Source organism: Gardnerella sp. DNF01195, from assembly GCF_049244175.1.
Classification (GTDB): Bacteria; Actinomycetota; Actinomycetes; order Actinomycetales; family Bifidobacteriaceae; genus Bifidobacterium; species Bifidobacterium leopoldii.
On the sequence record NZ_CP058383.1, the window covers coordinates 1,432,732 to 1,444,415 of the forward strand.

At 43.8% G+C, this 11,684-nt stretch carries 9 protein-coding genes; 2 read left to right on the forward strand and 7 right to left on the reverse strand.

Annotation, left to right across the window (positions count from 1 at the left end; genetic code table 11):
• From gatB to gatC, 3 genes are read right to left on the reverse strand one after another with little or no spacing between them, the layout of a single operon-like run.
• Nucleotides 1–1,500: an Asp-tRNA(Asn)/Glu-tRNA(Gln) amidotransferase subunit GatB gene (gatB, locus tag HXT43_RS05635; protein WP_004105892.1), complete on the reverse strand. Its 1,500-nt coding sequence runs from the start codon at nucleotides 1,498–1,500 to the stop codon at nucleotides 1–3.
• Between the two features lie 33 nt (nucleotides 1,501–1,533).
• A complete protein-coding gene (gene gatA, locus HXT43_RS05640) occupies nucleotides 1,534–3,075 on the reverse strand; it encodes an Asp-tRNA(Asn)/Glu-tRNA(Gln) amidotransferase subunit GatA (protein ID WP_004105890.1) in 1,542 nt (513 codons plus the stop codon).
• A 3-nt stretch (nucleotides 3,076–3,078) separates the two neighbouring features.
• Nucleotides 3,079–3,375 (reverse strand): Asp-tRNA(Asn)/Glu-tRNA(Gln) amidotransferase subunit GatC, encoded by a 297-nt coding sequence (gatC, locus tag HXT43_RS05645; RefSeq protein ID WP_004105888.1) that lies wholly within the window; start codon nucleotides 3,373–3,375, stop codon nucleotides 3,079–3,081.
• Nucleotides 3,376–3,875: 500 nt separating this feature from the next.
• On the opposite strand from gatC, the gene vly reads away from it, so the two are divergent.
• Both vly and HXT43_RS05655 read left to right on the forward strand, forming a co-directional pair.
• The gene (gene vly / locus HXT43_RS05650) at nucleotides 3,876–5,426 is read left to right on the forward strand and encodes a cholesterol-dependent cytolysin vaginolysin (protein ID WP_004574203.1); all 1,551 of its coding nucleotides are present in this window, start codon (nucleotides 3,876–3,878) and stop codon (nucleotides 5,424–5,426) included.
• A gap of 138 nt (nucleotides 5,427–5,564) precedes the next feature.
• Complete coding sequence (locus tag HXT43_RS05655; RefSeq protein WP_415707240.1) at nucleotides 5,565–7,640, forward strand: ATP-binding cassette domain-containing protein; 2,076 nt, start codon at nucleotides 5,565–5,567, stop codon at nucleotides 7,638–7,640.
• 196 nt (nucleotides 7,641–7,836) lie between these two features.
• Here HXT43_RS05655 and HXT43_RS05660 read toward each other — a convergent pair whose 3' ends face one another.
• The 4 genes from HXT43_RS05660 to HXT43_RS05675 all read right to left on the reverse strand — a co-directional run bounded on the left by HXT43_RS05660 (nucleotide 7,837) and on the right by HXT43_RS05675 (nucleotide 11,643).
• Nucleotides 7,837–8,808 carry an ABC transporter permease subunit gene (locus HXT43_RS05660; RefSeq protein ID WP_421780969.1) on the reverse strand — a complete coding sequence of 324 codons (972 nt, stop codon included), beginning with the start codon at nucleotides 8,806–8,808 and terminating at the stop codon, nucleotides 7,837–7,839.
• A complete protein-coding gene (locus tag HXT43_RS05665) occupies nucleotides 8,805–9,797 on the reverse strand; it encodes an ATP-binding cassette domain-containing protein (protein WP_410297488.1) in 993 nt (330 codons plus the stop codon). The genes HXT43_RS05660 and HXT43_RS05665 overlap by 4 nt, the downstream gene beginning before the upstream one ends.
• A gap of 134 nt (nucleotides 9,798–9,931) precedes the next feature.
• Entirely contained in the window at nucleotides 9,932–10,738 is an 807-nt protein-coding gene (locus tag HXT43_RS05670; RefSeq protein WP_415707242.1) for a TrmH family RNA methyltransferase, read from the reverse strand.
• A 56-nt stretch (nucleotides 10,739–10,794) separates the two neighbouring features.
• A complete protein-coding gene (locus HXT43_RS05675) occupies nucleotides 10,795–11,643 on the reverse strand; it encodes a hypothetical protein (RefSeq protein ID WP_415707243.1) in 849 nt (282 codons plus the stop codon).
• Nucleotides 11,644–11,684 lie beyond the last annotated feature (41 nt).

Below are 11,684 nucleotides of genomic sequence, written 5' to 3' on the forward strand. Positions count from 1 at the left end.
TCAGCCTTTGATTTTTGCCATCACGATCTTAGTAACAGCCTTAGCATCAGCCTGACCTTTAGTTGCACGCATAACAGCACCAATAATTGCACCCATCGGCTTCATATTTCCAGCCTTAAGCTTTTCTGCAACTTCAGGATCAGCAGCAAGAGCAGCGTCAACAGCAGCTTCCAAAGCACCGTCGTCGTTCATAACCTTAAATCCGTGCTTCTTAACAACTTCATCAGGCTTACCCTCGCCAGCCAAAACGCATGCAACAGTTTGCTTAGCGAGCTTATCGTTAAGATTGCCGTCTGCAATTAGCTTTTCAACTTCAGCCACATCTTGCGGAGTAATAGGCAATTCTTCCAAAGTCACGCCACGAGTGTTTGCTTCGCGAGCAAGCTCACCAAGCCACCACTTCTTAGCACCTGCCGCACTTGCGCCAGCCTTAACGGTTTCTTCAACCAAATCAAGAGCATCCGCGTTCAAAATATCGCGCATTTCAAGATCGCTAATACCCCATTCGCTTTGCAAACGGTTACGGCGCTCGCGAGGCATTTCAGGCATTTCTGCCTTCATGCGCTCAATATGCTCTTTAGTAATGTGAAGCATAACCAAATCAGGATCTGGGAAGTAGCGATAATCGTCAGCATCCGACTTCACACGACCACCAGCAGTGGTCTGAGTTGCCTCATCCCAGTGACGAGTTTCCTGCAAAATCTCGCCGCCTTCGCTCAAAATAGCAGCCTGACGACGAATCTCATATTGCAGCGTCTTTTCAATACCGCGGAATGTGTTCACATTCTTAGTTTCTGAACGCGTACCAAATGGATCGGTTGGCTTGCGACGGAGCGAAACGTTCACGTCAGCACGCATATTGCCCTGCTCCATACGAGCGTGAGAGATGTTGAGAGCGCGAACAATATCGCGAATAGCACGCATATAAGCACCAGCAATTTCTGGAGCGCGGCTACCTGCACCTTCGATTGGCTTAGTTACAATCTCGATTAAAGGCACACCTGCACGATTGTAATCAACCAAAGAGTGATTTGCGCCTTCAATACGGCCGTCAGCGCCGCCAACGTGAGTATTCTTACCAGCATCATCCTCAATGTGAGCACGTTCAATCGGCACACGGAACACGGTGCCGTCTTCCAGCTCAACATCCAAGTAACCGTTGCCATTAGTAGGCTTATCGTACTGGGAGATCTGATAATCGCGAGGCATATCTGGGTAGAAGTAGTTCTTACGAGCGAACTGGCTCCACTCAGCAATTTCGCAATGTAAAGCCAAACCAAGCTTAATTGCATAATCAACTGCAGTCTTGTTTACAACTGGCAAAGAGCCTGGCAAACCAAGGCTTACAGGAGTTAGCTGAGTATTTGGCTCACCGCCAAAAGATACTTCTGCTGGGCAGAACAGCTTCGTACGAGTGCAAAGCTCAACGTGAGTTTCCAAACCGAATACTGGATCGAATTGCTCAACAGCATCGGCATATTTCATAAGTTTTTCAGCCATTAGATATCCTTCTTACTTAAGCTTTACTTCACTTTACTTAGCCAATGAATCGAGCCAACCAGCTTTAAGCGACTTCCAAATTGGACCGCCCCACTGCTCTTCGAGCGCTGCTTCCAACGCTGCTGCAGGCTTGTACATCTTTTCATCGTGGCATTGCGGAGCAATAATCTGAATGCCAACAGGCAAACCGTCGTCGCTTAAGCCAGCTGGGAGGCTCAAAGCAGGAACTCCAGCCATGTTTGCAGGAATTGTAGCAATATCGTTCATGTACATAGAAAGTGGATCATCCATCTTCTCGCCAAACTTAAATGCCGTTGTAGGGCTTGTTGGAGAAACAAGAACATCTACTTTCTTAAACGCTTCTTCAAAATCGCGAATAATAAGCGTACGAACTTTTTGTGCAGAGCCATACCAAGCATCGTAGTAGCCAGCGGAAAGTGCGTAAGTGCCGAGAATAATACGACGCTTTACTTCGTCGCCAAAGCCAGCTTCACGAGTTGCAGCCATCATATTTGCAGCAGTCTGAGGCTTGTCTGCTGGTGGCATGACGCGCAAACCGTAGCGCATACCGTCGTAGCGAGCCAAATTAGAGCTAACTTCTGAAGGCATAATAATGTAATAAGCAGCCAAAGAGTAAGGGAAGTGAGGGCAAGAAACTTCCGTAACCTCTGCGCCCATATCCTTAAGCAATTGCACAGCTTCATTAAAGCGTGCTTCAACGCCTGGCTGGAAGCCTTCACCGCTAAGCTCCTTAACTAAACCAACCTTCAAGCCCTTCAAATCACGGCGAGCGCCCTCACGAGCAGCTTGAGCCATTGGAGGAACAGGAGCTGGAATAGAAGTAGAATCGCGCCTATCGTTACCGCCGATAATTTCCTGCAAAAGCGCAGAATCAAGAACGGTACGAGAAACAGGTCCAATCTGGTCGAGAGAGCTTGCCATAGCGATTGCACCAAAACGGCTAACACCACCGTAAGTTGGCTTTGCGCCGACTGTACCAGTTAAAGCACCTGGCTGGCGAATAGAACCACCAGTATCTGTACCCAAAGCAATAGGAGCTTCGAATGCAGCAACAGCTGCAGCTGAACCGCCGCCGGAACCACCAGGAACACGCTCAGTATCCCAAGGATTGCAAGTAGTTTGATAAGCAGAATGTTCTGTAGAAGAACCTTGAGCAAACTCATCCAAATTAGTCTTGCCGAGAATTGGCATGCCAGCTGCTTTGAGCTTTTCAATAACAGTAGCATCGTAAGGTGGAACCCAGCCTTCGAGGATCTTCGATGCTGCAGTAGTAGGAATGCCCTTAGTGACAATCATGTCTTTAATGGCAATTGGCACACCAGCCAACTCAGGCAATCCTTCAGTCTCACCCTTAGCGTTCTTAGCATCAAAAGCATCTGCCTGCTCGAGAGCAATATCTGCAGAAACATGCAAGAATGCCTTAATTTCTGGCTCTGCAGATTCAATGACTGCCAAGTGAGCTTCAACAAGTTCACGGCTAGAAACTTCTTTAGCTTTTACAGCCTTTGCCATATCGGCAGCAGAAAGTTTTACCAAATCTTGAGTATTAGTCATGTTTTATTCCTCCCCCAAAATTCGAGGCGCTACAAACATGCCAGACTCACTTCTAGGAGCATCCGAAAGAGCTTCTTCTTGAGTCAAAGGTGTAGCAGGCTCATCTGGACGCAAATAAGCTTCCAAAGGCACTGGATTTGCAGTAGGTGGCACATCTTCGCCAGCAACTTCCTGCACTTTATTAATAGATTCTGCAATGACGTTTAATTCGCCTTGCAAGCGACTGATTTCTTCGTCGCTTAAAGCAATCTGGGACAAAACGCCCAAATGCTCAATTTCTTCGCGTGTGAATGTAGGCATAACCTCAACTATATGTGTGATACGTGACCTTCGTTAGTAGAAAAAAGCAATGTGGATAAAAGCTTTACGAGAGTTATTTGTTGATTATTTTTGTTTTATTGAGAAAGTACTACAAATTAATTTTTTAAGACTGAAGCAATTAAAAATTGCGCATGCGTAACACTAAATAATACTTGCACAAATATTTTGCATATATTTTCACAAAATTATCACGAATCAAAATACGTAAAATCCGCTCGTTTTATCTGTCAACACGCCGAAACAACAAAACTGACGTAACCAAAAAGTGTTGGTATTTCAGCATTATTTAAACTTTTGTTTGAAACTTAAAAAAATTATTTTAAACAATTATCGCATAAATAAAAAGTGTGTAATAATCATGTGATGTGAGAAGCTGAAGCTGATGCACTGAAGCATATATATGCACTGAAGCACGTATTTTGCGGCATCTCACTGAAAAATAATTTGAAATAAAATCTAATAAAAATCGAAGGATACATATGAAGAGCACAAAGTTCTACCGTAATGCAGCAATGTTGTTGCTCGCGGGCGCGACTATTATTCCACAATGCTTAGCAGTTCCAGCAATGGCAGATTCTTCCACAAAGCCTTCTGCACCAGCTGCATCTTGCGCAGCTAGCAAGGACTCGCTGAACAACTACTTGTGGGATTTGCATTACGATAAAACAAATATTCTCGCACGTCACGGCGAAACAATTAACAATAAATTCTCCAGCGACAGCTTCAACAAGAACGGCGAATTCGTTGTTGTTGAGCATCAGAAGAAGAACATCACCAATACAACGTCAAACTTGTCGGTAACTTCGGCCAACAATGATCGCGTGTATCCTGGTGCATTATTCCGCGCTGACCAGAATTTGATGGATAACATGCCAAGCTTGATTTCAGCAAATCGCGCACCATTAACTTTGAGCATTGATTTGCCAGGCTTCCACGGCGGCGAGAGTGCTGTAACTGTGCAACATCCAACCAAGAGCTCCGTTACTTCAGCAGTTAACGGTTTAGTTTCTAAATGGAATGCACAATATGCAGCAAGCCATCATGTAGCAGCTCGTATGCAGTATGATTCCGCAAGCGCACAAAGCATGAACCAGCTCAAGGCTAAGTTTGGTGCTGATTTTGCAAAGATTGGCGTACCGCTGAAGATTGATTTCGATGCGGTACACAAGGGTGAGAAGCAGACTCAAATTGTGAACTTCAAGCAAACTTACTACACAGTAAGCGTCGACGCTCCAGATAGCCCAGCAGATTTCTTTGCTCCATGCACCACGCCAGAAAGCTTGAAGAACCGTGGCGTTGACAGCAAACGTCCACCAGTTTACGTGTCAAACGTAGCTTATGGTCGCTCAATGTACGTAAAGTTCGATACCACCAGCAAGAGCACTGATTTCCAGGCTGCAGTAGAAGCAGCAATTAAGGGCGTAGAAATCAAGCCAAACACCGAATTCCATCGCATTCTCCAGAATACTTCTGTTACTGCAGTGATTCTCGGCGGCAGCGCTAACGGTGCAGCAAAGGTTATTACCGGCAATATCGATACGCTAAAGGCTTTGATTCAGGAAGGTGCAAATTTGAGCACCTCTAGCCCAGCTGTTCCAATCGCTTACACTACTTCCTTCGTAAAAGATAACGAAGTAGCAACTCTCCAGAGCAACAGCGATTATGTTGAGACTAAGGTTTCTGCTTACCGTGACGGTTATTTGACCTTGGATCATCGTGGGGCTTATGTAGCTCGCTACTACGTCTACTGGGATGAGTACGGCACTGATATCGACGGAACTCCATACGTACGTTCTCGCGCTTGGGAAGGAAACGGCAAGTATCGTACCGCTCACTTCAGCACAACGATTCAGTTCAAGGGCAATGTGCGCAATCTTCGCATTAAGTTGGAAGAAAAGACCGGCTTAGTATGGGAACCATGGCGTACAGTGTACAACCGTACTGATTTGCCGTTGGTTCGCCAGCGCACAATCAAGAACTGGGGCACAACCTTGTGGCCTCGCGTTGCTGAAACTGTAAAGAATGACTGAACTCATATTGCAATTGAGCATAAATAAATAAAACTGAAAAATTAAGGACTTTATCTTATAGCCAGTTATGAGATGAAGTCCTTAATTTTTTACACAAATAGGATTTTTTTATTACATTTTTAGCAGTAGGATTTAGTTATGTTAGAGATACAAAATATATCTAAGTACTATAAAAAACAGCAAGTACTAAATAATATTTCTTTTGTAGCAGAAGATGGTAAAGTTACAGGTTTTGTTGGACCTAACAGTTCCGGAAAATCAACTGCACTATATTGCGCATTGGGACTCATAAAAGCCAATGGAGGTGAAGCATTATTCGACGGCGTCCCATACAAAAAACTTAATTCCCCAATAGAAACAGTCGGCACAGTATTAGATTTAAAAGCTAATTATAGAAATACTAGTGCTATAAAAAAGCTCACATTCGTCGCGAAGTATTGCAAAATTCCAAAAACGCGCGTATCAGAGATTATGGATATTGCCGGAATCAACTCTATACAAAATATGAAAATTAAAGAAATGTCAACCGGCATGCGCAAACGACTTGAGATTGCTGCAGCACTTCTCACAGATCCTCATAATCTTATTCTCGATAATCCATTCTATGGCTTAGACGTTGAAGGAGTTAGATGGATGCGCGATATCTGCAAATACTATGCAGAACGCGGTGGTGCGGTACTTATCAGCACTAATAACATTAGTGAGCTTTCTCTTATTGCAGACGATCTTGTTATTATTGCACATGGTAAAATTCTACAAAAAACAAGCGTGACAGATTTGCTTACTGCATATTCTCAGAACACTGTACGAGTTGTTACTCCTGAACCAGAAAAGCTATTTGACATTATGCAATCGCAGCATAGTGAATGCTCTATTATGCAAGTTGAGCACAAAAACGAAGACGTACAGGAAGGCGCAGCTTTCGTTATAAATAATGCAAATATTGCAGATTTGGCGCAATTCTTTAACGATAAACAATTACTTACATATCAGTTGAGTAAAGAATGTGTTTCACTCGAAGATGCGTATATGGCGGCAATAGGAGACAACGCAGCATATGTGTCCAAACCTCCATATGTTTATAACAATGTACAAAAATACCAAAATTCTACAGAAGCATATGCTCAGGAACACATCCCTAATAATGTCAACAATGAAACGACTCAGCTAAATTCAATACAACAATTAACGCAAGATGCGGCAGTAGATACTCAATTGTTAAATGAGCCTGAGCCACAATTGACTCCTGAACCTCAACTAACAACAGAGAATACAACTGTGGAGGCAGAAGTAGAGACAGCAGTAAAGGAAGAAGTAAAGCCTCAGCTGGCGGAAGAACCTCAAGCAGTTGCAGAACCTAAGGCAGTTGAACCTCAGGCAACAATTGCGGTTGAAACGCATGTGACTACTGAGCCTGAAGCACAGGTATTTCCTGAGCTTGATACGCAGCAAATGACAGAGCATGAAACAAAGGTAGCGCCTGAGACTGCTGTGCAAGTAACACCTGAGCCACAACCCGAGCCACAACCTGAACCTGAACCTGAACCACAAGCCAAGCCTGAGCCTCAAGCCAAGCCTGAGACTGAACCACAACCTGCACCTGTGCTACACGCCAACGTAATAGAGGAAGCCTCTCAAACTGACTTGCCAGCTCAAAAGGCACAACCTATTCAACCGCAGCAGGAGACTCCACAATACTTACAAAATCAGTATGCTCAGCAGCCGTACGCACAGCAACCGTATGCTCAACAGCAATATGAGCAACAACCGTACGCTCAACAGCCACAACAAATACAATACGATCAGCAGTACGCTCAACAACCGTACGCTCAACAACCGTACGCACAGCAGCCGTACGCACAACAATCATACGCGCAACAAAATCAGTATGCACAACAACAATATGAGCAACCGCAACAAATCCAATACGGTCAGCCGTATGCACAACAGCCGTACGGACAACAGCCGTACGCGCAGCCACAATATTACAATCCGCAATACAGTCAGCAACCATACTATGAGCAGCAGTATGCGCAACAAGATCAGTATCCTGAACCACAGCATTGTGAACAGCAGTATGCGCAACCTCAGTATGCTAAGCCTACTACCGAGCTACCATTGCCTGATACTTCATATATTGGGCCAGAGTATGCTCATCCTCAATTTGCTAAAAAGAAACAAAACAATCAGGATTCTCAAGAAAATGCACAATGAGCTTAGTGCCAGAATTAGTGCCATCTATTATTGCTATGGTTGCTCGGGGCGTTATGCTATTTGCAGTGGGCGCTTTACTTCTAGCAAAAAGAATTAAAACTAGTATCGGCAAAAGTTGCAATAAATAAACCCCGCTCGTTTGCTCAGTAATGATTGCAATCGAACGGGGCTTATTTTTTATTTATACTTACTATGTTTAAATATCGCGATGCTTTTCAATAACGTAGCCAATTGCGTACATGACTACAGCCCAAGCGAGAACCACTAAACCGGACTGCCACCATGTGAAAACATATGCGTTTGGTGGAAGTTGCAGCCCAGAATTAGCGGAGGCTCCTAAGAATTGGCTTACAGCACTGCCTGGCAAAATCTGAATAAGTATTGAAGTCCACTTCGCAAAATTGCTTGCAAGCATAATAATGCTAACAATGGTCTGCAGAATCACCACGGCTCCAATAACGCACATAATTCCGCCAGCAGTTGACTTGCAAATCATGCCAAAACCGTAGGCCATTGCTGACACAACAACCATAATTGCAGGAGAGCCAAGGAACAGAGTAAGCGGCAATTTACACACGTTGCTTCCCGATAATCCGGAAATGTTATCTCCCATAAAAGCTAATTCTGCAGCAGCTAAAGAAACTGCCATTGCAATAAGTTGGGCTACAAAAACATAGATTGCAACCGCAATAAACTTAGCCGTAAAGAACATACCCCTTTTAGGTACAGCAGTAAGAGAAGCCTGAATCGAAGTTGTAGAATGCTCCGCGGTTACAGCAAGCACTGCAAAAATTGCCAAAACAATCAAAGATACAGAAGCAAAGCTAATAACTAAGTGGAAAATGCTATCTTGAGATGCAATAAGGCTACTTTTATTGCTCGGCCCAACAGTAATTGCAGCGCTTGATTTGCCTTGATTTGCTCCATTCTTAATGTCAACTTTAGACATTGCTTTTTGCACAATCGCTATAATAAAGCTAAAGATTACTGGCAAAACAATTGTTAATGCCATGCACCACCATGTTGACGCAAGTCCGCGCAACTTAACAATCTCGGATTTAAGCGTGTGCATAAATGTTAGACGCAAGTGCTGAGCGTTCATGCTGCGGCCTGTTTTGTAAGAATTGCTCGCCGGATATTCAACAGCTTGTTCAATTTGCCCACTCATTTTGTGCTCCTTCCATCTACATATTGCGTTCCAGTCGCAGCAGTAGTATTTGGCAATGCTTTTGTTACGTACTGCTCTTGGCCGTGCGTAAGAGCCAAATATGCTTCCTCAAGCGACGCATGCTCTTGATTTAGCTGGTAAACCAGAATTTGATTATCTGCAATTTCGCGAGCAATCTGGTTGAGCTCACAACCTGTTACCCTAAAAAGCTCGCCTTCCTGAACATCTTGAGGAGTGCGAGTATCTGGCAAAATCTTGCATTCAGGGTTATTTTGAGCAAGCACAGACTTTAGCTTTTCACCTTCAGGTGTCACTAAACGTATAGCATGCTGAGAATGTGCATTAACAAAATCTTGTACTGTTGTACGTTCCAAAATTTCGCCATGCGCAATAATCACAAGGTTATCTGCAGTAAGCGCAACTTCGCTCATTAAGTGCGAACTAAGCAGAATTGCTCTGCCTTGACTTGCGTAATACTTGCATAATTCACGAACCCACTTAACGCCTTCTGGGTCTAATCCGTTAATTGGCTCATCCAAAATAAGATTGTGCGGATCTGCTAAAAGCGCTGCAGCAATCGAAAGACGCTGGCTCATACCAAGCGAGAATGAACCTGCCTTGCGGGTTTTTACACTAGTTAAACCAGTAATATCAATCACTTCGTCAACGCGCTTTTTTGATATTCCGTGAGTTAAAGCCAATGAATACAAGTGATTGTAAGCGGAACGACCTCTGTGGGCAGACTTTGCGTCAAGAACTGCGCCAACTTCTGTCATTGGGGATGCGATTTTTGCGTAAGGTTTTCCGTCAATAAGAGAAGTACCACTATTGGCATGAATAAGATTTAACGCACAACGCATGGTAGTAGATTTACCAGCGCCATTAGGACCTAAAAAGCCCGTGACTTTACCGTCTTCGGCGACGAAAGAAACGTCGTTAAGCGCTGTTTTTGCGCCGAAACGCTTTGTAATATGTTGGAATTCTAACATAACTTAACAATATCACAAATAAAAAAAAAATATAGATTAAATGTAAGCGTTTATAAGTACAGGCTATTGCGTTTTGATTAATATTTTTGTTGAAATTTTGCTGCTGAAATTTTAATTAAGATTTTAATTAAGATTCAGCAATTTGGTGCTGCATGTTGCGCAATCCACGCGTGCATGGAAACAGCTGCGGCTGCTCCTGCGTTTAGTGAGCGAACAGAGCCGAATTGCGAAATATAAACAACGTCATCCGCCATTTGTAACGCTTTTTTAGAAAGACCTGGACCTTCTGCACCAAAAAGCATAAGGCAACGTTTAGGGAACTTGTAGTTTTCCATAGCAACTGCGCCTGGAATAATATCGAGCGCTATAACGCGAGCGTTTTTAGCGTCTTGTTCCTTGATATTTGCGATTTTTTCGGCTTCTTTATTGCCTTCTGCCTGCGCTTTAAGCAAAAGTTGATGCGCTTCTTCTGCTTCTCGTGCTATATTTTCGCGCCAATTATTTACTAGAGTTTCAATAGTTGGGCAGCACTCAACGTATTGGTAAAGCTCAGTCATTAACGAGCCTTTACGATTCCATTTATGAGGCCCTACAATATACACTTTTTTCGCTGTAAACGCGTTTGCAGTGCGAACCATAGAGCCTATGTTGAAATCGTGAGTCCAATTTTCTACAGCTACTTCAAACTCGTGGCGTCCTTTAGAATCGAGATCCGCTTTTATAGCTTCTACTTTCCAGTATCGGTAGCGGTCTAGAACGTTACGCTGGTCACCTTCGTCTAGTAATTCAGTGCTAAACCGCGCATCATAATTTGGCGATTCTGGATTATCTGGACGAGGCTCACCTGGATGCTCTTCTTCCCACGGGCCAACTCCTATAGGTCGGAATTCTGGCTCATCGGAAGCTTTTGCAGCCAAAGTAATTGGATTCGGTTCGTGCATGTATAAGTTTTGCTCCGTTAATACTTTTGCTTAGTATTGGCATCTAGTCTTTGCAACTAGTCTTGGCAGCCGTCAGTTGCGCAATCACCTGTGCAACTTGACTTGCAATGGCCACCACAGCAGTTATCCTCGCAGCAAGACTCAGTGCAACCATCATGAGCACAATCACCAGTGCACTCTACCTTGCAATGACCGCCACAGCAGTTATCTTCACAGCATGGCTCAGTGCAGCCGTCATGCTTACAATCGCCAGTGCATTTAACCTCGCAATGACCGCCACAGCAATTGTCGTTGCAGCAATCGTCGTGATCTGCATCTGCACGTAATTCTTCTTCATCGAAAGCTTGAACAAATGCCATTTTAGTACTCTCCTCACTTATTGGATTTACTAATTGAAGATGCCTTGTGCCTTGTTCATCGGCGTCAACACCACCAATTAATGCAACTATAGCAAGAATTTGCGCGCCTTGCTGATTAACAATGCCAAAATCAAGACTTAATTCATTACCGTGTCGTAAAGTCACAAGCGAAGAAGTTTGAACATACGATTTTTCAGAAAGCCAAGAATCAAGCAACAGCACTCGCTTGCCTTTAACAGACGGACCTTTTGTTGCAGGAAAAACAAAATCCATAACAAAGCCGTCGAGTGCAATTCCTTTACGTTCTGCAGCATGAATAAGCGCAAAAACCATCGGCACAGCAGCAGCAGTTAACGCACCAATAGCGTCAACATCGCGTTCTAACGAATACCCAGCTTTCTCAATTGCATCAAAAAGAACATCGCCAACCAGCTTAGAGCCGCGCTGAGCAAATGTAACAGAAAACAGTTCGCTAAATGGTTTCGCACTCATATCTGCACAAAGCATGCGTTTAAGCTCAGCGCGTTCCTCTTGTAATTCTGTCATTTTTGCACTCCTTAGCGTTTAGAGTTCTTCAATTTTTTATG